General features: G+C 64.1%; 20 protein-coding genes and 3 tRNA genes. 8 read left to right on the top strand and 15 right to left on the bottom strand.

Translation table 11 applies throughout. The features are described 5' to 3' along the window. Positions 1-32 precede the first annotated feature (32 nt). A complete protein-coding gene (locus tag QZZ02_RS03390) occupies positions 33-326 on the bottom strand; it encodes a succinate dehydrogenase assembly factor 2 (protein WP_291842370.1) in 294 nt (97 codons plus the stop codon). 76 nt (positions 327-402) lie between these two features. On the opposite strand from QZZ02_RS03390, the gene recG reads away from it, so the two are divergent. Beyond that, positions 403-2,487: an ATP-dependent DNA helicase RecG gene (gene recG / locus QZZ02_RS03385; protein ID WP_291842368.1), complete on the top strand. Its 2,085-nt coding sequence runs from the start codon at positions 403-405 to the stop codon at positions 2,485-2,487. Here the strand turns inward: recG and QZZ02_RS03380 are convergent. Then, positions 2,484-3,164 (bottom strand): DUF502 domain-containing protein, encoded by a 681-nt coding sequence (locus tag QZZ02_RS03380; protein ID WP_291842366.1) that lies wholly within the window; start codon positions 3,162-3,164, stop codon positions 2,484-2,486. The two genes, recG and QZZ02_RS03380, sit on opposite strands and share 4 nt — an antisense overlap. Positions 3,165-3,322: 158 nt before the next feature. Here QZZ02_RS03380 and QZZ02_RS03375 point away from each other — a divergent pair, with 158 nt between their 5' ends. After that, positions 3,323-4,525: a DUF3089 domain-containing protein gene (locus QZZ02_RS03375; RefSeq protein ID WP_291842364.1), complete on the top strand. Its 1,203-nt coding sequence runs from the start codon at positions 3,323-3,325 to the stop codon at positions 4,523-4,525. A 47-nt stretch (positions 4,526-4,572) separates the two neighbouring features. On the opposite strand, the gene kdsA is transcribed toward QZZ02_RS03375, so the two are convergent. Next, the gene (kdsA, locus tag QZZ02_RS03370) at positions 4,573-5,421 is read right to left on the bottom strand and encodes a 3-deoxy-8-phosphooctulonate synthase (RefSeq protein ID WP_291842363.1); all 849 of its coding nucleotides are present in this window, start codon (positions 5,419-5,421) and stop codon (positions 4,573-4,575) included. Between the two features lie 131 nt (positions 5,422-5,552). On the opposite strand from kdsA, the gene QZZ02_RS03365 reads away from it, so the two are divergent. After that, positions 5,553-7,037: a deoxyribodipyrimidine photo-lyase gene (locus QZZ02_RS03365; protein ID WP_291842361.1), complete on the top strand. Its 1,485-nt coding sequence runs from the start codon at positions 5,553-5,555 to the stop codon at positions 7,035-7,037. Here the strand turns inward: QZZ02_RS03365 and QZZ02_RS03360 are convergent. Next, a complete protein-coding gene (locus QZZ02_RS03360) occupies positions 7,034-7,678 on the bottom strand; it encodes a DUF6134 family protein (protein ID WP_291842359.1) in 645 nt (214 codons plus the stop codon). The two genes, QZZ02_RS03365 and QZZ02_RS03360, sit on opposite strands and share 4 nt — an antisense overlap. 109 nt (positions 7,679-7,787) lie before the next feature. Here QZZ02_RS03360 and QZZ02_RS03355 point away from each other — a divergent pair, with 109 nt between their 5' ends. Genes QZZ02_RS03355 through metC form a run of 3 tightly spaced genes read left to right on the top strand, consistent with a single transcriptional unit; the run spans position 7,788 to position 10,773 of the window. Continuing rightward, positions 7,788-8,789, top strand: a complete 1,002-nt coding sequence (locus QZZ02_RS03355; protein WP_291842357.1) for a cysteine synthase A — start codon at positions 7,788-7,790, stop codon at positions 8,787-8,789. Continuing rightward, the gene (locus QZZ02_RS03350) at positions 8,789-9,619 is read left to right on the top strand and encodes a sulfurtransferase (protein WP_291842356.1); all 831 of its coding nucleotides are present in this window, start codon (positions 8,789-8,791) and stop codon (positions 9,617-9,619) included. Before QZZ02_RS03355 ends, QZZ02_RS03350 begins: the two co-directional genes overlap by 1 nt. After that, the gene (gene metC / locus QZZ02_RS03345; RefSeq protein WP_291842354.1) at positions 9,616-10,773 is read left to right on the top strand and encodes a cystathionine beta-lyase; all 1,158 of its coding nucleotides are present in this window, start codon (positions 9,616-9,618) and stop codon (positions 10,771-10,773) included. Before QZZ02_RS03350 ends, metC begins: the two co-directional genes overlap by 4 nt. A 166-nt stretch (positions 10,774-10,939) precedes the next feature. On the opposite strand, the gene QZZ02_RS03340 is transcribed toward metC, so the two are convergent. The 6 genes from QZZ02_RS03340 to QZZ02_RS03315 all read right to left on the bottom strand — a co-directional run bounded on the left by QZZ02_RS03340 (position 10,940) and on the right by QZZ02_RS03315 (position 13,544). Then, positions 10,940-11,016: transfer RNA gene (locus tag QZZ02_RS03340), tRNA-Arg, on the bottom strand. An 18-nt stretch (positions 11,017-11,034) separates the two neighbouring features. Then, a complete protein-coding gene (locus tag QZZ02_RS03335; RefSeq protein WP_291842352.1) occupies positions 11,035-11,340 on the bottom strand; it encodes an ETC complex I subunit in 306 nt (101 codons plus the stop codon). Between the two features lie 58 nt (positions 11,341-11,398). Next, positions 11,399-11,475, bottom strand: a tRNA-Pro gene (locus QZZ02_RS03330). A 41-nt stretch (positions 11,476-11,516) separates the two neighbouring features. Then, the gene (locus QZZ02_RS03325) at positions 11,517-12,086 is read right to left on the bottom strand and encodes a DUF192 domain-containing protein (protein WP_291842351.1); all 570 of its coding nucleotides are present in this window, start codon (positions 12,084-12,086) and stop codon (positions 11,517-11,519) included. Between the two features lie 86 nt (positions 12,087-12,172). Beyond that, positions 12,173-12,661 carry a cold-shock protein gene (locus tag QZZ02_RS03320; protein ID WP_291842348.1) on the bottom strand — a complete coding sequence of 163 codons (489 nt, stop codon included), beginning with the start codon at positions 12,659-12,661 and terminating at the stop codon, positions 12,173-12,175. Between the two features lie 373 nt (positions 12,662-13,034). Then, positions 13,035-13,544 carry a 6-carboxytetrahydropterin synthase gene (locus QZZ02_RS03315; RefSeq protein ID WP_291842346.1) on the bottom strand — a complete coding sequence of 170 codons (510 nt, stop codon included), beginning with the start codon at positions 13,542-13,544 and terminating at the stop codon, positions 13,035-13,037. A gap of 234 nt (positions 13,545-13,778) precedes the next feature. Between QZZ02_RS03315 and QZZ02_RS03310 the strand changes: the two genes are divergently transcribed. Next, positions 13,779-13,991, top strand: a complete 213-nt coding sequence (locus QZZ02_RS03310; RefSeq protein WP_291842344.1) for a hypothetical protein — start codon at positions 13,779-13,781, stop codon at positions 13,989-13,991. A gap of 64 nt (positions 13,992-14,055) precedes the next feature. On the opposite strand, the gene QZZ02_RS03305 is transcribed toward QZZ02_RS03310, so the two are convergent. The 4 genes from QZZ02_RS03305 to QZZ02_RS03290 form a co-directional block, all read right to left on the bottom strand. Beyond that, positions 14,056-14,130, bottom strand: a tRNA-Glu gene (locus QZZ02_RS03305). A 67-nt stretch (positions 14,131-14,197) separates the two neighbouring features. Continuing rightward, positions 14,198-16,009, bottom strand: a complete 1,812-nt coding sequence (recJ, locus tag QZZ02_RS03300) for a single-stranded-DNA-specific exonuclease RecJ (protein ID WP_291842342.1) — start codon at positions 16,007-16,009, stop codon at positions 14,198-14,200. 11 nt (positions 16,010-16,020) lie between these two features. Beyond that, complete coding sequence (gene glpX / locus QZZ02_RS03295; protein WP_291842340.1) at positions 16,021-16,977, bottom strand: class II fructose-bisphosphatase; 957 nt, start codon at positions 16,975-16,977, stop codon at positions 16,021-16,023. Positions 16,978-17,029: 52 nt separating this feature from the next. Then, on the bottom strand, positions 17,030-17,359 hold the full coding sequence (locus QZZ02_RS03290) for a hypothetical protein (RefSeq protein WP_291842338.1): 330 nt from the start codon (positions 17,357-17,359) through the stop codon (positions 17,030-17,032). A gap of 83 nt (positions 17,360-17,442) precedes the next feature. Here QZZ02_RS03290 and phaC point away from each other — a divergent pair, with 83 nt between their 5' ends. Continuing rightward, positions 17,443-19,404: a class I poly(R)-hydroxyalkanoic acid synthase gene (gene phaC, locus QZZ02_RS03285; RefSeq protein WP_291842336.1), complete on the top strand. Its 1,962-nt coding sequence runs from the start codon at positions 17,443-17,445 to the stop codon at positions 19,402-19,404. Here phaC and QZZ02_RS03280 read toward each other — a convergent pair. Next, on the bottom strand, positions 19,401-20,376 hold a 976-nt coding region (locus QZZ02_RS03280), incomplete at its 5' end, for an ATP-binding cassette domain-containing protein (RefSeq protein WP_291842334.1). The genes phaC and QZZ02_RS03280 overlap by 4 nt on opposite strands.

Genomic DNA, 20,376 nt, shown 5'->3' with positions numbered 1-20,376 from the left:
CAGGCCGGTCGTCGTCGTGTCGCTCACAATGCCTATTCCTTTGGCCCGTCACCGAATGCGGCGTCGGCATCAACACGGAATTCCTTGAGCGCGGCCATGACCGAGGTGTCGAAACGCTCCGGAGTCGGCACCTTGCCGATGATCCAGGCGTAGATATCGGCATCAGCCTCGTCGAGCAGCGTCTCGAAAGCATCGAGTTCAGCCGCATCGAGCCCGTCCAGATGCGCGTCCGCATAACGCCCAAGGATGAGGTCGGCTTCCTTGAAGCCGCGGCGCCAGGCGCGAATGCGCAGTTTCTTGCGTTGGGTTTCTGTGTGATCGGTCATGACCGGGGCATATAGTCCTCCCCATCGCCGCCGTCGACCGGTGGCAGCCGCACAACTTGCCGATAAGGTGCAGAACATGCGCCCCGAGATTCTCTTTCCGCTCTTCCAGGATGTCACCAAACTGCCCGGCATCGGCCCGCGCCTGGCGACGCTGGTGGAAAAAGTGTGTGGCGGGCGCATTCGCGATGTCCTGTTCACACCGCCCACGGGCGTGGTGGATCGCAGCCGCCGGGTCGCCATCGCCGATTCGCCGACCGGTGAGATCGTGACGCTCACCGCGATCGTGGAAACGCACATTCCAGCCCAGCGACAGGGCCAGCCCTACAAGGTGCGGATGCGCGATCAGACCGGGTTTTTGCACCTGATCTTCTTCCACGCTCGACGTGACTATCTGAGCAAGCTCCTGCCCGAAGGCGAAACCCGGGTCGTGTCAGGCAAGCTCGAGCGCTTCGGATCGGAGATCCAGATTGTCCACCCGGATCTGATTGCCAGCGAGGACGAAGCGGCCGACATGGCGCTGATCGAGCCGGTCTATCCGCTGACCGCCGGTCTCACTGCAAAAGTCATGCGCCGCGCCATTGCCGGCGCTCTGACCTTCCTGCCGGACCTGCCGGAATGGATACCCGGCGATCTGCGCGGGTCGCATGGCTGGCCGGCTTTCAAGCCGGCGATGAAAGCCCTGCACGCGCCGGAGGGCGCGGTCTCTCTCGACCCCGACCGGCCCGAACGCGCGCGTCTCGCCTTTGACGAGATCTTCGCCCGCCAGCTCGCCCTGCAGATTGTCCGCGCCCGCCGCCGGGCCCAGCCGGGACGGGCACTGGCAAGCAATGGCGACCGCGTCGACACCGTTCTCGCTGCCGCGCCTTTCAAGCCGACCGGGGCACAGCTGCGTGCCTTCGAGGAAATCCGGGCCGACATGCGCTCGCAGGCCCGCATGACCCGGTTGCTGCACGGTGATGTCGGCGCCGGCAAAACCTTTGTCGCGGCCCTCGCGGCTGCCCACGCCGCCGATGCCGGCGTCCAGACAGCGATCATGGCGCCGACCGAAATCCTTGCAAGGCAACACGCAAAGACCCTGACCGAGACGCTTGAACCTGCAGGAATTTCCGTCACAGCCCTGACCGGACGTGACAAGGGAAAATCCCGCGCCGCCATCCTGGAAAGAATGGCGCGCGGTGAGGTGGACGTCGTGTGCGGTACCCACGCGCTCTTCCAGGACGGAATAGAGTTTGCCGATCTTGGCCTGGTCGTGATCGATGAGCAGCACCGGTTCGGTGTTTCCGACCGGATGCGCCTGACCTCAAAAGGACATCGCCCCGACACGCTGGTGATGACCGCCACGCCAATCCCGCGCACCCTGTCGCTGTCGGTCTATGGTGATCTTGACGTTTCCCGGCTGGATGAAAAGCCGGCCGGACGGATACCGCCCGACACCCGGCTCGTGTCGATGGACCGGCTGGACGAGGTCGTTGAGGGCGTGCGGCGGGCGATCGGTCGTGGCGACCGGGTCTATTGGGTCTGTCCTCTGGTCGAGGAGAGCGAGATGTCCGAGCTCTCGGCCGCCGAAGATCGCTGGCGCCATCTGCGCGCGGCGCTCGGCGATCAGCGCGTCGGCCTTCTGCACGGGCGCATGAAGCCGGCGGAGAAGGAAGATATCGCGACCCGGTTCCGGGCTGGCGAGATGGATGTTCTGGTGGCCACCACGGTCATCGAGGTGGGTGTCGATGCGCCCGATGCCACGGTCATGATCATCGAACATGCCGAGCGCTTCGGGCTTGCCCAGTTGCACCAGTTGCGTGGCCGGGTCGGACGCGGCGACAAGCCCTCCTCATGCCTGCTGCTCTACAAGGGACCGCTGGGGGACACGGCGCGGGCACGTCTGGAGATGATGCGCGAGACCGATGACGGGTTCCAGATTGCCGAGGAGGACTGGCGTCTGCGCGGTGCCGGCGACCCGCTCGGCCTCCGGCAGAGCGGTCTGCCGCAATTTCGGCTGGCAGACCTCGAAGCTCATTCAGCGCTCATTGAACTTGCCAATGACCATGCCCGGCTGATCGTGCACCAGGACCCGGAGCTGAAGGGCGAGCTTGGTGAAGCACTTCGCACCCTGCTCTACCTGTTCGACCATGACCAGGGTGTGCGCTTCCTGCGCTCCGGCTAGTCCGGCTCGTCCGGACGGTAAGGTGACATGACCCCGGTCGGCAGCTTGGCCTTGACCTCACTGGGCAGTTTGTCCGGCGTGACCATGCCGAACGAGATGATCAGCTTGGCGGCCTCCTCGACCGACATGTCGACATGGATGGTGTTGGATTTCGGCGTGTAGAGCAGGAATCCGGAGGTCGGGTTGGGCGTCGTCGGAACGAAGAGCGCCACCACATCCTCGCTGATCTTCTTCTTGAGATCCCCCTGCCCCTGCGCCGAAACGAAGGCGACCACGTAGAGCCCCTTCATCGGATACTCGATCAGCACGACCTCCTTGAAGGAATTGGCCTTGCCCGAGAACACCGTCTCCATGATCTGCTTCAGCGCGCCGTAGACATTGCGAACCAGCGGCACGCCATTGAGAATGCGATCGCCGATGCCGATCAGGGTGCGGCCGAAGAAATTCGCCGCCAGGGCGCCCAGTGCCGTAAGCAGTATGACCGCAATCAGCACGCCGAGGCCGGGGATGGTGAAGTCCGCCGGCAGGTATGTCTCGGGATTATAGCGCGTCGGGATCAGGGGCTTGACCACATTGTCCACGAAGCCGACGAATGACACGATAAGGTAGAAGGTCACACCCAGCGGGGTGGCGATGACAATGCCTGTGAGAAAACTGTTGCGAAGCCAGCGAAACATGGTGATCCCGTCAAGGTGGCGCCCGGCCAGGTGACACCCGGTAGGCGTAGACACTACCCCCCGGCAGCCGGGTCAGCATAGGGTAAGCGAAATGGGTCGCCAATCGCCGCGACACAATGCGCGCACGATGCGTTGAGTAAAGAGGGAAGACCGAACACATGCTCGCGAATCCGATCATGATCGCGCGCTGGATGATCCTCACCGGCATTGCCGGCCTGCTGATCATCGCGGCGCTGGCGAGTTGGTTCCTGCGCGACCAGATTTTCCAGACATTCCAGGATCCGGGCGAGCCCTTTCAGACCTATACGCCACCCGATGGTGCCGATTATGCCAATGCCAGTGCGTGGTATGCGACCGGCAATCCCGAGAGCGCAGAGGAACCCGCGGTTTTTTTCGTTCATCCGACCACCTATTCGGGCGGGTCGAACTGGAATGCCCAGCTCGACAAGGACACCGCCAATCGTGGCGTGATCGGAATTGCCCTGCCAAACTATGCCGTGCCCTTCGCCCGGTCCGGCGCGCTCTATGTTCCGCGCTACCGCCAGGCCTCGCTCTACGCCTTCATGAATAATCGCGAGGACAGCGTGCAGGCGCGCCTGTTTGCCTATGCCGATGTGGAACGGGCCTTCGACGCCTTCCTGGTGGAAGCAGGCGAGGATCGTCCCATCCTCCTGGCCGGCATCGGCCAGGGCGGTTTTCATGTTCTCGGTTTGCTGCTCAATCGCCTCGCCGACTCGCCAGACCTGCGTGCCCGGCTGGTCGCCGCCTATATCATCGAGGCGCCGGTCCCGCTGGACCTGTTTTCCGGGCCACTCGCGACCATCCCGCCGTGTGAGACGCCCGAGGATGTCCGCTGCGTGCACACCTATTCCTATGCCCGGCCCGACGAATCAGACCGGATTCGCATCCTGACCGAGCGTTCGATGAGCTGGACCCCGACCGGTGAATTATCCTTTGTGGAAGGGCGGGGCCTGTTGTGCATCAATCCGATCCTCGGCGCGCGGACCAGTGAATACGCCACCGCCCGACAGCACCGTGGCGGTGTCGCGGCGGAAGGCCTGCCGCCGGACACCACCCCGGCCCCGATCCCCGGTCAGACAGGCGCCCAGTGCGCCGACGGAATCCTGTTTGTCGACGAACCCCGGCACCGCGACCTGCAAAGACCGCATCGACTCGCCGAGGATTTCCGCGAACCGCCCTTCAATCTCTTCTACGAGGATTTGCGTCTCGACGCGGCGCGGCGGACCTTTGCACTGACCAGTATCTTGCAGGAGGAACGGCGCTGGGCGCCGCCGCTCGACATGATCGAAGAGGTCGAGGAAGCGCCGGTGGTTCCCATCCCCGACCGGCGCGAATTCTGATCCGCCGGACCGTGGCCCGACCTTTGTCCGGCCCGTCGCCCCTGGCCCTAATAGCCCTTCGCCAGGGCGTCGAATTCCAGGAGACGCTTCACCAGCCCCTCGAACTCATTGAGCGGGACCATGTTGGGGCCGTCTGACGGCGCATTGTCCGGATCCGGATGGGTTTCCATGAACACGGCCGCGACACCGATCGACACGGCTGCCCGGGCCAGGGTCGGCACGAATTCGCGTTGACCGCCGGAGGACGAACCCTGCCCGCCCGGTTGCTGGACCGAATGGGTCGCATCGAACACGACCGGCGCACCAAATTGCGCCATGATCGGCAGGGAGCGCATGTCCGAGACCAGCGTGTTGTAGCCAAAGCTCGCACCGCGCTCGCAGGCCATGATGTTGGGATTGCCGGCTGCCGCGATCTTCTCGATGACATTCTTCATGTCCCAGGGAGCCAGGAACTGGCCCTTCTTCACATTGATCGGCTTGCCGGTTTGCGCGGCAGCAATGAGCAGGTCGGTCTGGCGGCACAGGAAGGCCGGGATCTGGATGATGTCGACGGCCTGAGCCGCGATGCGGGCCTGCTCTTCGCTGTGCACATCGGTCAGGACCGGCAGGCCACTGGTTTCACGGATTTCCGCAAAGACCGGCAGGGAGGCTTCCAGGCCGAGGCCGCGCTGGGCTTTGATACTGGTGCGGTTCGCCTTGTCGAAAGAGGTCTTGTAGATCAGCCCGATATCGAGACGGTCAGCGATCTCGCGCAGCTGGGCCGAGACCTCCAGACCGTGCTGGCGGCTCTCGAGCTGGCACGGGCCGGCGATCATGGTGAGCTTGCGGTCATTGCCGATCTCGATCGGGGTCTGACCGGGACGCGGAATGGAAATGACGGAATTAACCTGGCTCACGCTCTGTCTCCTTGTCGGTGCGGATCCTGTCGCTCGCCGGAACCCGCAGCAACACCTGTGCGTTCCGGACTGATCCGATATCGGTTCGACGACGTAACCGGACAAGGCCCTTATTGAGCGACAGGACGGGAATGGCAAGTTCGAGCGCCACCGGCGCAGCTCTCGTCTGGTTCAGACGCGATCTGCGACTTCAGGATAATCCCGCCTTGCATGCCGCCGTGCAAAGCGGTCGCCCCCTCGTGTGCGTCTATATCCATGAGGCGGGCAGCGCCTTTGAACTCGCACCCGGCGCCGCGTCGAGATGGTGGCTGCACCACTCCCTGATTGGTCTGTCCGGCGCGATCAGCGCGCTGGGCGGGAAGCTCGTCCTGCGGTCGGGGGATGCCGCAACCCTTCTGCCCGCTATCAGCCGGGAAGCCGGGTGCAGCGAGGCCTTCTGGAACCGGTCCGATGTGCCGCACATCAGCGCGCGCGATTGCCCCCTCGCCCGGCAGCTGGAAAGTGTCGGGGTCAAGGCGCGCGGTTTTCGCGCAAGCACGCTGATCGACCTGCCAACCCATCTCAACGGATCGGGCGCACCCTATCGCGTCTTCACCCCGTTCTGGAAATCCGCGTTGAAAACCCTCGAGCCACGCGCCCCGCTGCCCGCGCCGACCCGGCTCCCGGCCGGCCCCGAGATCGCCAGCGAGGCACTGGACAGCTGGAATCTCCTGCCCCGCGCACCGGACTGGTCGACCGGGTTTGACGCCGACTGGACGCCCGGCGAAGACGCCGCCCATGCCCGGCTCGACAGCTTCCTGGCGAATGCCCTGGGGCAATACCCCGAAGACCGTGACCGCCCGGACATCGAGGGCACATCCCGCCTGTCGCCGCATCTGGCCTGGGGCGAGATTTCGCCACGCACCATCTGGCACAGGGCCCGGGCGCAGGCGGAACAGACCGGACTCTACAAGCAGACCGAGAAATTCCTGTCGGAGGTGGGCTGGCGTGATTTCGCGATCTATCTCGCGTCCCATTTCGACGACCTGCGACGCATGAATTTCAATCGCCAGTTCGACCATTTTCCCTGGCGCGACAATCCGGCCGGCCTGGACGCCTGGAAGCGCGGCCAGACGGGTGTGCCCATCGTCGATGCCGCGATGCGGCAATTATGGGCGACCGGCTGGATGCACAATCGCACCCGCATGATCGTCGCCTCCTTCCTGATCAAGCATCTCGGCGTTCACTGGCGCGAGGGCATGGACTGGTTCGAGGACACGCTGGTTGATGCCGACCTCAATGTGAATGCCGCCAGCTGGCAGTGGGTGGCCGGGTCCGGCGCCGACGCCGCGCCCTATTTCCGCATTTTCAACCCGGTCACCCAGGGGGAGAGATTCGACCCCGACGGCAGCTATGTGCGCCGCTGGGTGCCGGAACTCGCCGGGTTGGGCCGGAAACAGATCCACGCGCCCTGGAGCGAGCCGGCCGGCGTGCTCGCCATGGCAGGCGTCACGCTCGGCAAGACCTATCCGCATCCCGTCATTGATCTGAAGACAGGCCGTGACCAGGCGCTGGAAGCCTACCAGTCGATGAAGTCCGACGCGCAAGCGGCGGCCGTGCTCGGGATCGACAGCTAGGCGTCACGCAAGCGGTAGACGATGTCCTGATTCTGGATCGTGAAGGCACAGCCGACCCATCGGCCCGCATCGTCATACCAGAGATCAACCGAAACAGTACCGGTCATCCGCAAATGACGCGCCGCCACAGGGCCGCCTGCGGTTTCAACCATTGTCCGCCCGAGATCCACGATCTCGACCTCCATCGGCTCGCCGGTCTCGGTATTGAGGACAGCCGGAAGTCCGGGGCTGTAGCCGGACCAGTGACTGGACGGCACCAGGGCCTCAATGACCTGGCCGGCATTGTCAAAGCGACCGTCCGACCGGCGCTGCAGGCTGTAGCGCTCACGATCGCCGTCCTTGAGCGTTGACGCCTCCAGCCTCTGCAGCTGGCCGTCCGCCCAGACCTCTTCGGATTCGTGCTCATAGCGAAACACGGTCACGGGACCAAAGCCGACACGAAGCTCGATATCGATATCGACCTGCAGCTCGCCGCCGGGCAATTCCGCAAAGCGAACCGCATGTTCACCGAAGGGCGAACCATTGCGAAAAACGTCAAAAACAACATCACGCGGCGTCTCGGCCTCAGCGGCGGCAAGGGGCACGGTCGCGAGCAGCAACACACTCAAGCGGGCGGGGCAGACTTGTGGGAAATGGGTCATGTCCTGTCTACGCATCGCGCAGCCGTCCGGATTGCAGCGCTTGCCATTTTATTCGCCATCCGCGACACCCAACTGGTACCCGGCAGACGTCAATACAGGAGATCCGCCCGTGCCAGCCGCCCGAACTGTCATCGACCTGATCGGACATACGCCCCTTCTTCGCCTCAACGCAGCCTCCGAGGCGACCGGATGCGAGATCCTCGGCAAGGCCGAATTCCTCAATCCGGGCGGATCGATCAAGGATCGCGCCGCGCTGGGCATCATACGGGCGGCCGAGGCCAGCGGTGCGCTGCGTCCCGGCGGAACGATTGTCGAGGGAACGGCCGGCAATACCGGGATCGGGCTGGCGCTGGTCGGCGCTGCACTGGGTTATCGCGTCGTGATCGTCTTCCCGCGCACGCAGTCCAAGGAGAAGAAGGACGCGATCCGGCTGCTGGGCGCCGAGTTGATCGAGGTTGATGCCGTGCCCTACGCCAACCCCAATCATTATGCCCGCTATTCCGGCACGCTGGCCGCCGAGCTGAACGAGAGCGAGCCGAACGGCGCGATCTGGGCCAACCAGTTCGACAATACCGCCAATCGCGACTTTCACGCAGCGACCACGGCGATGGAGATCTGGGACCAGACTGAAGGCGAGCTGCATGGCTTCATCTGCGCGGTCGGCTCAGGCGGGACACTCGGCGGCCTCTCCCAAGGCCTCAAGGCCAAGCGCGCCGGAATCCAGATCGGTCTCGCCGATCCGGGCGGCGCGGCGCTCTATGGCTTCTACAAGGACGGGGAATTGAAAGCCGAAGGCACATCAATCACCGAAGGCATCGGCCAGAGCCGGATCACCGCCAATCTCAAGGGCATCACGGTCGACCGCGCCTACCGGATCAGCGACGAGGAGGCCCTGCCGATCATTTTCGACCTGACCCGGCATGAAGGCCTGTGCCTGGGCGGATCATCGGGGGTCAATATCGCCGGCGCCATGCGCATGGCCCGCGATCTCGGACCCGGCCACACGATCGTGACCATTCTCTGCGATCACGGCTCGCGCTATCAGTCCAAACTCTACAATCCCGACTTCCTGCGCGGAAAGGGCCTGCCCGTGCCGGCCTGGCTGGTCTGATGACGGCCGGGCTGGTTTCTGCCATCGAAGCACGCACCCGTCTCGATGATCCGGACACAATCTTCCTCGATGGCAGCTGGAGCTTTCCCGGCGGACCGCAGAACGGCGCCGCCGGCTATATCCCCGGCAGCCGTATCTTTGACATCGACACGGTCAAGGATACCGCCAATCCCCTGCCCCACATGCTGCCGGACGCCGCGAGCTTCACCACGCATGCCCGCGCGCTCGGCATTCGTGCCAACAGCCGGCTGATCGTCTGGGATCGCTATGGCCTGTTCAGCGCGGCCCGTGTCTGGTGGATGTTCCGGACGATGGGCCATGACGATGTCGCTGTCCTTGATGGCGGCCTGCCGGCCTGGATCGCAGCTGATGGACCGGTCGAGGATACACCCGCAACACATTGGCCTGACGGTGATTTTCTCGCCCGCCTGCAACCGGGACAACTGGCGGATCGCGACCGTGTCTCCGCCGCCATCGGCACCGGCAGCCACCAGATTCTCGATGCGCGAGGTGAAGCCCGCTTTGCGGCGCAGGTGGCAGAGCCGCGGGCCGGCATGCGTAGCGGACACATGCCCGGCGCCCGCAACCTGCCCTTCACCGCCCTTCTGGACGCGGATGGACACCTGCGCGCCAGCGCCGAGGCCTTTGAGAAGGCCGGTATCGATCTCGACCGACCGGTCATCACAACCTGCGGGTCTGGGGTGACGGCTTGCATTCTGTCGCTGGCACTGGATTGTCTGGGACGGGAGTCCGCCGTCTATGACGGATCCTGGAGCGAATGGGGCAGCCGTCCCGATACCGAAATTGAAACAGGACGCGCCGCGCCATGAAAGACGAAACCCGCCTGACCCGCCTCGGACGCCCGCATGATGATCGCGGCCAGGTCAATCCGTCGGTGGCGCGCGGCTCGACCGTGCTCGCCCCTTCGGCGGCTGCCCTCTACGACTTTCCGCCCGGCCGCAAGCATTATGGCCGGGTCGGGCTGGAAACCCATGACGCGCTTCGCTCGGCCCTGAGCGAGCTGCAGGGCGGCGCCGGTTGTGCGCTCACCTCCTCCGGCCTGATGGCCAATACGCTGTCCATCCTCGCCGCGACCGAAGCCGGCGGCGAAGTCCTGGCGGCCGACTGCATCTATGGCCCGGTGCGCAATTTCCTTTTGACCCAGTTGTCGCGCTATGGCGTCACCACCCGCTTCTTTGCGCCGCGCATGGGCGCGCAGATCGGTGACCTCATCACCGACAAGACCCAGGCCATCCTGCTGGAAAGCCCCGGCTCGCTGACGATGGAACTCCAGGACGTGCCCGCCATTGCGAGGGTCGCGCGGGAGAAAGGCGTCATCACCATCATCGACGACACCTGGAGCGCCGGCCTGACGCTCAAACCGCTGCAGCTCGGTGTCGATTATGCCGCCCAGGCGCTGACCAAATATGTCGGCGGGCATTCCGACCTGCTGATGGGGGCTGTCGTGGCGCGCGATGAGGCCCTGTTCGAGCGTTTGCAGACGACGGAGCGGGCCTTTGGCTTCCACACCGGTCCGGATGATGCCTATCTCGCCTTGCGGGGCCTGCGTTCAATGGGCGTGCGCATGCAGCGCAGCGCCGACACCAGCCTTGCGATCGCCGACTGGCTGGCTGCCCGCGCCGAGGTCGGCGCCATCCGCCACCCGGCCCGGCCCGATCATCCCGACCATGCCATCTTCAAGCGTGATTTCACCGGCGCCTGCGGCCTCTTCGCCTTTGAGGTGCCGGGCTGGGACATCCCGACGTCAGAGCGCTTCCTCGATGCGCTCGAGCTTTTCGGCATGGGCTTTTCCTGGGGCGGCTATGAAAGCCTCGCCATCCATTGCGATCCGCAATTGAAACGCACCAAGACCGACCGCAGGCATGACGGCGCCCTGATCCGCCTGTCGATCGGCCTGGAAGCGCCGGAAGACCTGATCGCGGACCTGGAGCGGGGGTTTGATGCCGTCGCCGCTGCGGCCTGAACCGGCCGGGGCATGAGCGCAGCGAACTGCCGTGAGAGATAAAATGGCGCCCCCGGCAGGCCCCTTCTCAAACCCCACAGCCTTGAGCGCGTTCCATGTGAGCATCGACCTCAACGCCATAAGTGGTGACGGGCTCGGGTCGAGCGGAGCGGGACCAATGGAAAAATGGCGCTTCCGGCAGGACTCGAACCTGCAACCATCCGCTTAGAAGGCGGGCGCTCTATCCGGTTGAGCTACGGAAGCGGAATTCAGGCGCCGGTACTAGTGCGACCAGGGCTGTTTGCGGTCGGCCGCGAAATTGTCGGAATAGGACTTGGCGTAGCGCTTGGGCTCGTGCGGCTCGACGACCTGGAAGGGAATGCCCTGGCGCTTGGCGTAGGCCACGGCATCGTCCTGGCTGTCAAAGTTCAGCTTGACCTGGCCGCGCATGTCGGAAGACGAGGTCCAGCCCATCAGCGGGTCCGGGCGCTTGGCCATTTCCGGAGAGAATTCGAGCACCCATCTCTTGGTCTTGCCGCGACCGGATTGCATGGCATTGCGTGCGGGACGGTAGATCTTCGCGAACATTCGCCTCTCCCAATCAAATCTCGACCGGTATGGAGCGACCCGGTCAAGCAACGGCAATTGGTCGGGGCGGCAAGATTCGAACTTGCGACCCTTCGCTCCCAAAGCGAATGCGCTACCAGACTGCGCCACGCCCCGACTTGATGTCCTTATGTAAGCGCCGCCCGATTAAGGCAAGCCTACTGCGCCTCGCCGTCGCTTTCCTGTGCAGCGGCAGTCTCTTCGGACGGGGTCACTTCCGCCTGCTCATTATCAAAAAAGGCATGGTGGACTGTGTCGCCCGGGCGCAGCCCCATCTCGATCGCCTGACCGGCACCCAGCTCAAGCACGCCGGCCACGGTCGCATCGGACGACAGGCTGCGCAGCGATTCGGCCTGGGCAAAGGCGATGATTTTCACGACGACGCCAGCCGGATCGATATAGATGAGGTCCAGATCGACCAGGGTGTGACGCATCCACATCGAGGCCGGCTCGGCCGGATCATAATGAAAAAGCATGCCGGTACCCGGCTCGATCGTCTCGCGCCACATCAGCCCGCGCTGCTTCTGCTCGGGGGTGGCGGCAATCTCGGCCATGATTTCATATTCGTCGCCGACGGCGGTGACGATACGTACAGGATCAGGACCACCGAACTGGACGCTCGCATCCTCGGCGGTCGGATCTTGTGAGACTTGCGGGTCGGTCTGCTGCGCCGAAGCGGCATCAGCAAGGCCAAGAGCCAGAAGGCCGGAAAGGATCAGGTTTCGCATGTGGCGAAGCTAGCCGCGCGCCGGTTCGCACGCAACGTTCAATCGCAAGCAAGGCCGGGCGTTCTGCACCGGCCCGGTGTGCGGGCTCAGCTGAGGCCGGCGACCTTGATTTCCGCGGCCAGCGCGCCTTTGGGACCTTCCACACAGCGCACTTCGAGCCGGTCACCCGGCTGGATATCCTCCAGGCCCGCACGTCGCAATGTGGCGGCATGCAGGAAGACATCACCTTCGACATCGTCGCAGGTCACAAATCCATAACCGCGCAGGGCGTCGAACCATTTCACAACCGCGTCGCAGAATGGGGTGTTGACGACCGCATAGGGATGAAAACGGCGCGGCCGGGGTTCAGCCTCGGCATCGCCACCTGTCATGGCCGTCAACTCGATCGCCTGGCGTCCCTTGTTACCCTGGACCGCCTTGCAGACGATTTTCGCGTTGGGAAGCGCCGGCCCCTGCCCGAACCGTCTAAGGCAACTGGCGTGGAGCAGGATATCTCCCTGACCGTCATTCGCATCAATGAAACCGTAGCCTCGAGCCGGATCATACCATTTAACCCGGCCTTCGAGCTCAAGCATCTCTGTGTCTTCAAAGACTTCGTGAGCCAAAACCATAATGTCACTCGCTTAAACAACCCTCAAGCGAAGGATTGTTACACAAAATGACATGTTAAGAGAAGGTGAATCCGGCAAATGGCTGCTTCAGAAATTCCCCAGATGTTGACAGTGAGAGCCATTCTCACCCCAAATTCCACAACATTTAGTGGTATAGACAATTTTGCAACGCTACCTGATGCGATCCGGATGACAATTTGGTAAGCTGCAAAATTCGCGTATGAGGCGAGTTTTTTGAGCAGATAACAGTGTTCACACGCGGTCGGTACCGGTCCGTGCGCGCATCAATTTGATGCATCAACCGTTCGCGGTGGGCGACTCGTCCGGTGGAAGCGAATCAGTCGTTCGACAGCTCGGCTTGAAGGCGCTCGGCCTCGGCAAGCTGCGCAACGGCGGCTGACGACCGGAAAATGGCCGAATTGGACGCGTGCTCCGAACACTCCACCGACTCGACCCAGCAACGCCCGCCTGTAGCCGCGAGGACGATCTCGGACGCTTTGTGGAAGGCCAGCTCCGCCATCCGCTCGCAACTAGTCCCCTGAACGATGCGAACCCGGGCCAGGCCACGCTCGCCCAGCGCTTCCAGCGCCGGTCGTTCCGGATCGTCTTCGGCCACCAGCAGGGTGTGGTCGAACATGTCATGCAGCCACGCCTTGATCGGACCGAAACCGCCCTTGCCGAAATCGAGGACCCAGCCGCGCTTGTCGAGCTGTTCAGCCGCAAAGACAAAATGGAAGCCGAAGGAATAGCCATGCAGCAGCGCGCAATGACTGTCAGCCGCCCATTGCCGCGAACAGCAGGACAATCCGCGTTCATTGCCATAGGATTTGGTCGACAGATGGGCCATGCCCGCTTTCTCCGCTCGATAACCGGAGTGGGCCTATAGCCCGCGCCCCGCGCTGAAGCAAATCCGCTCTGTCATCGCAGGACGGGTGGCGCAGGCCTCGTCCTGCCCAGCCGGCCCTGCCTACTCCACCGGCCTTGGCTCACAGACGAAATCACCAGTGACCTCTATTGCGTTTTCGAGAGGCACCCCGCGACGTGCTTCCATGTCCGTCTCAAGGGCGAGGAGCCTGCTGCGATGGAGCATGCCAACGGCAACGATACGTCGCGAATTCACCTGAATGTTGGCCAAATCAGCGCGGAAGCTGAAATCCTCGGCAAGCGCACCGAAATCATAGTCCACAATCGAGCGATCGCCACCGCCGAAGCCAACCTGCAAGGGTGCGAACCGGTCGGTGATCGCGGCTTTGGACAGTCTGGTCTGCGCGCGCTCCGGGACGAGACGCACTGATAACGCCGTTGAGGATCATTCAACGGCGGCGTCTCAAGAGATCGATTTCAGGAGAGGCACATCGTGGCAGTCCCTAGGGGAATCGAACCCCTCTTTCCAGGTTGAAAACCTGGCGTCCTAACCGATAGACGAAGGGACCGCAGCGATGTGAGGGCCGTCGTATAGAAAAGCCTGAGCGACCTTGCAAGCGGGATTTCTGCAAAAACTCATTCCGCAACAGTCGCCAGGTCCTCCAGGTGCAGCTGCACGCGTTCGCGCCCCTGCCAAGTGTCCAGCTTAAGGCGACCATAGGCGTGGAACAAGTCCGCCCCCGCGGCCAGCAGGGCCTCACCGATCGGCGTTTCGGCGCAGCGAAAACAGATCCCATCCACGCGTCTTCCGTCCAGATCACCGAGCGTGAAACGGACATGATCGGTCCCGACCCGTTTGGCGAAGCTGACGCGCATTCGCGGCAGGACGAAGCGCGGCTCGGCATTGCCCTGGCCAAACGGCGCCGCCCGCTCGAGCATTTGGGCGAGTTCGGTGCTCACACCACTGGCGGTCAGGACACCATCCGCGCGCAAGGCCATTTCGTCGGCCGCCGCAGCCAGTTCCGGGCCCATCCGGGCGTCAAGGAAGGCAACAAGTTCGGTGATACGGTCCGGGTCCACGGTCAGGCCACCCGCCATGGCATGACCGCCGCCTGAGCTGAGCAGGCCGGCCTCCCGGGCCGCCGCGATGGCACCGCCCAGATTGACGCCAGGCACGGACCGGCCCGACCCCTTGCCCACCGGTGGCGACGCAGACCGGTCAATCCCGATCACGATGACCGGCTTGTCGAATCGTTCCTTGAGGCGCCCGGCCGCAACACCAATCACACCGGGATGCCAGCCCTCGCCGGCCGCAATCAAGATGGCACGGTCACTGTTCTGCGATTCCAGCTGGGCCAGTGCGGCCGCCTGGACATCCGCCTCGATTGCGCGCCGTTCGGCATTGAGGGTGTCGAGTTCACCGGCAATCCGTCGGGCCAGCGCTTCGTCTTGGGTGGTCAGGAGCGTCGCACCCAGATCCGATTTGCCGACCCGGCCGCCGGCATTGATGCGCGGACCGATCAGGAATCCGGCATGATAGGTCGAGGCTTCGCCCTCCACGCCCGACGTCTCGGCGAGGCAGCGCAGGCCAAGATGCGACCATCGCCCCATGGCCTTGAGCCCCTGGGCGGTGATGGCGCGATTGACCCCGGTCAGCGGGACGACGTCGCAGATCGTGCCGAGCGCCGCCAGGTCGATCCAGTCGAGCAGGTCGGGCGCATTGTCGGCCGTGACCGTGCCGCGGCGGCGGCCTTCGCGGTTAAGGGCTGCGAGAAAGACGAAAGTGACTCCGGCGGCTGCCAGATGGCCGCATCCGGACTTGTCATCCAGGCGGTTGGGATTCACCAGGGCCGCCGCGGGCGGCATGGTCTCATCCATCAGGTGATGGTCGATGACGATGACATCGAGCCCGATACCGGCGGCGTGTTCCAGCGCGGCGTGGGCGGCGGCGCCGCAATCCACCGTGATGACCAGCTCGGCACCGCGCTGCTGCAGGGTCTCGAAGGCGGCGCCGGACGGGCCATAGCCCTCCTCGACACGGTCCGGCACGTAAATGTCGGCGGTGCGGCCGAAATGCCGGAAATAGCGGATCAGCTGCGCCGCGGAGGTCGCGCCATCGACGTCATAATCGGCGAAGACAGCCATCGGCCGGTCGGCTTCGAGGGCGTCCCAGACCAGGGCGGCGGCCTTGTCCATGTCGGCAAAATCGGACGGGTCGGGAAAGCTGTCGCGCAGGCGCGGCGACAAAAAGCCGGCCGCAGCCTCAGGCGCTATGCCGCGCGCCGCGATCACGCGGGCCAGGGCGTCCGGCACGCCCTGCTGGCGGGCGATGGTGACGACGGCACGCTCATCCGCCTCACGCAGCTTCCAGCGCTTGCCGGACAGCGAACGGCTCACCCCCAGAAGTGGAGATGAGCCGCTTGTCAGTGTCGGAATTTCGTCAGGCATCACACCATCAATCAGACCGCCGGTCGGGCTGACCGGATACGGCGGACGGAATGATCGGCTGAGTCGAGCAAAAGCGTATGCGTGTGGACGAGATCGCCCTCCTTGCGGACGCCGTCGACCAGATCGCCATCGGTGACACCGGCGGCGACGAAGAGGCAATGGCTGGCCGCCAGCTCGGCGACGTCATACTTGCGATCGAGATCGGTGACGCCGGTGCGTGCCGCGCGGGCGCGTTCGTCATCATTGCGGAAGACCAGGCGCGCCTGCATCTGGCCGCCAATGCAGCGCAGCGCCGACGCCAGCAGCACGCCCTCGGGCGCACCGCCCTGGCCGATATACATGTCGACACCGGCACCGAGACCGGCCGTGCCCATCCCGCCAGCCACATCGCCATCGGGGATCAGGCGGATACGGCCACCGGCCTCTTTCACGCCGTCAATGATGTATTGGTGACGCTCGCGCTCCAGGATGCACACCGTGATCTCGGAAACATCAACACCCTTGGCCTTGGCCAGGTTGCGGACATTCTCGCCCGGCGTGGCATCCAGATCGACAACGCCGGCGGGCAGGCCCGGTCCGACGGCGATCTTGTCCATATAGGTGTCCGGTGCATGCAGAAGCCCGCCACGCAGGGCGAAGGAGACAAGCACCAGGGCATTGGCCTGGCCCTTGGCGGTCAGTGACGTGCCTTCCAGCGGATCGAGCGCAATATCGATTTCGGGACCTTCACCGGTGCCGACTTCCTCGCCGATAAACAGCATCGGCGCTTCGTCACGCTCGCCTTCACCGATCACGATCCGGCCCTTCATCGGCATGGCGTTGAGGCCGGTGCGCAGCGCGTCAACCGCAGCCTGGTCCGCCAGCTCCTTTTCGCCACGACCGATCCAAGCGGATGCGGCAACGGCGGCGCTTTCCGCCGCACGAACGGCCTGGAAGGCCAGATTGGTCAGGGCATGCGTGTCGCTCATCTCGTCTTCCTCAAAACACCGTGCGGACCAGAGCCGGCCGGTGACTTCCTGTTTACTGCTGGGGCGGCTGGGTACGCGCCTGCCCCTGGGACGCAAATTCCTCCGCAGAGCCGCGCCGGTTTTCTTCTTCCCGGCGTTGCGCCTCGGCTTCCATGGCAGCCCGTTCCGCCAGCAGGCGACGGGCCGCGACATCCATGGCGTTCGCTTCGCTGGCCGGAATGGATGTTACCGGTACCACTGCCGGTGCCTGCCGTCCATCCCCGGCCTCCCGGAGCCGCTCTTCAACCCAGTCCGGATTGCTCCCCGAAGCAGTCGGCATGTCGATGACAGCGCAGCCACCGACAAGCAGCGTGATGGACACGGCGATCAGGACATGTTGCATGGGCTCTCCTCGCGCTGGACGCGCGTCGCGCTTTCTATACGCTGATAAGGGTCTGAGTCACCCGTTGATAACAAGGGACTGCCATGAGCGACAAGTCAGGCAAAGGCAAGGCCGGCTCCGCAAATGCGGGCTGGACAGGGCTGTCGGAGAAGGAGCTCGAGACGCTCGACCACCTCTCCCGCAATCTCATGCAGGCCTCGCTGAAATCGCAACACCTCCTGTCCGACGTGATGCGCAAGGCCCTGGAGGGCGACACCGTCCTGCCCAATGCCGACCCCTTCCATTCGGCGCCGGAATTCCACGAAGTCTGGAAACAGATCGTCGCCCAGCCGGACCTGATGATGCGGGCCCAGGCGGATCTGATGAAAGGCTATATCGATCTCTGGTCGAACACGACAAAACGCGTAATGGCCAGCGAGGCGGAGACCAAGCCCGCGATCGAACCGGAACCGGGCGACAAGCGCTGGCGCTCGACGGACTGGTCGGAAAACCCGGTTTTCGATGCCATCAAGCAATCCTACCTGCTCAATCAGCATTTCCTGATGGGGCTGGTCGGCAGTGTCGAAGGCATTGATGAGCGCTCCAAGCGCAAGGTCGAATTCCTGACGCGCATGATGACCGATGCCCTGTCCCCGACGAATTTCGCACTGACCAATCCGGACGTGCTGCGCGAGACCATGCAGAGCCAGGGCGAGAACCTCACACGCGGTCTGCAGAACCTGCTCGACGACCTCGCCTCGGGCGATGGGCGGCTGGCGCTCAAACAGACGGACATGGAAGGCTTCCAGGTTGGCCGCGACATGGCCACGGCGCCGGGCAAGGTCGTGTTCGAGAACGAGCTTATGGAGCTGATCCAGTACGCGCCGACCACCGAAACGGTGAAGCAGCGGCCATTGCTGATCGCGCCGCCCTGGATCAACAAGTTCTACATCATGGACCTGCGCGAAAAGAATTCCATGATCCGCTGGCTGGTCGATCAGGGCTTTACCGTTTTCCTGATTTCCTGGGTCAATCCCGGGCCGGAGCTCAAGGACAAGACCTTCAATGATTACATGCATGAGGGCCTGTTTGCAGCGCTGCACGCAATTGAGGCAGCGACCGGCGAAACCGCGGTCAATGCGGTCGGTTACTGTGTTGCGGGCACGCTTTTGTCCTCTGCCCTCGCCTGGCTTGAGGCAGAAGGCCAGTCCGAGCGAATCGCCTCGGCGACCTTCTTTGCTGCCCAGTCAGACTTCGAGAAGGCCGGCGACCTGCTGATTTTCATCGACGATAACTGGCTCAAGGAGATCGAGCGCATCATGGACAGCCAGGGCGGCGTGCTCGACGGCCGCTCCATGGCGGACACGTTCAACCTGTTGCGCTCAAACGACCTTGTCTGGTCCTTCGTGGTCAACAACTACCTGCTCGGACGCCAGCCACAGGCCTTTGACCTCCTGTTCTGGAATGCCGATCAGACCCGCATGCCCAAGGCGTTGCACCTCTGGTATCTCGATAATTTCTACAAGAATAACCGGCTCGCAAAGGGCGAACTTGAGCTCGGCGGCCACAAGCTCGACCTCGGCGCGGTCAAGACGCCGGTCTATATCCAGGCCTCGCGCGAGGATCACATCGCGCCCTACCCTTCCGTTTATCGTGCTGCCCGGCTCTATGGCGGCCCGGTGCGATTCATGATGGCCGGCTCGGGCCATATCGCCGGCGTGATCAACCACCCGGACGCGAAGAAATACCAGTACTGGACCAATGAGGCCCTTCCCGAAGCGGTCGAGGCCTGGATCGAGGGCGCAACCGAGCATCCCGGTTCCTGGTGGGGTGACTGGCGTGACTGGCTTGCGAGCCATTCCGGCGACGACGTCCCGGCACGGACGCCCGGTGAGGGCAAACTCAAGCCGATCCGCAAGGCGCCCGGCCGAAATGTGCTGGTGCGCAGTGACGCCAAGCCGTCCAAGCCGCCCAAGCCGCCCAAGCCGCCCAAGCCGCCCAAGCCGCCCAAGCCCTCCAAATCAACCAAGCCCTCCAAGCCGTCCAAGCCGGGACCGGCGGACTAGGCTTCAGCCTGTCCGAACTGAAGCTCGACATAACGGGCATAGAGGCCGCCGCGTCGCAGCAGCTCTTCATGGCGCCCGGTGTCCACGACCTGCCCGTTCTCGAGGACGATGATCCGGTCGGCCGAACGCACGGTGGCCAGCCGATGGGCAATGACCAGCGTGGTTCGCCCCTCGGACAGCGTCTCGACGGCGGCCTGGATCAGTTGCTCGCTTTCGGAATCCAGCGCGCTCGTCGCCTCGTCGAGGAGGAGCACCGGCGCGTCGCGCAAGATGGCGCGGGCAATGGCGAGGCGTTGGCGTTGCCCGCCAGACAGTGTTGCTGCCCGCTCGCCCAGCGCCGTGTCATACCCGTCCGGCAAGGCCTGGATGAAGATCTCGGCATTGGCTGCCCGCGCCGCGGCGTGGACCTCCGCATCGCTCGCGCCGGGCCGTCCGAAACGGATATTGTCGGCCACGCTGCCGGAAAAAAGCGGCGCATTCTGCTGCACGATGGCCAGCTTCGAGCGCAGGGCCTGCGGGTCAAGCTGCCTGATATCATGCCCGTCCAGACAGATCCGCCCCTCAAGCGGGTCATGCAGCCGGAGCAGGAGCTGGAAAAGGGTTGTCTTGCCGGCGCCCGATGGTCCGACAATCGCAACCGTCTCACCGGGGCTGGCAGCGAAACTGACATGGCGCAAGGCCGGTTCGGCCTCGCGGCCCGGATAGGCGAAACTCACCCCCTCGAAAGCGATCGCGCCGCGCACCGGCTCGGCGAGACGCTCGACCGGTGCCGCGACCGGCAGCGAGGCGCGCGCCGCCAGCAATTCCATCAGCCGCTCCGTCGCTCCGGCCGCGCGCATCATTTCGGTATAGGTCTCGGTGAGCATGCCGATGCCGCTGACCGCGACAAAGGCATACATGACGAACTGGGTCATGGCGCCAGGCGTGATCGCCCCGGCCTGGACCTGGACCGCACCGAACCACAGAACCGCG

It is taken from the genome of Maricaulis sp. (genome assembly GCF_015665295.1).
Classification (GTDB): domain Bacteria; phylum Pseudomonadota; class Alphaproteobacteria; order Caulobacterales; family Maricaulaceae; genus Maricaulis.
Note: the sequence above shows the minus strand (reverse complement) of the source record. Positions and strands in the feature narration are given on the sequence as shown.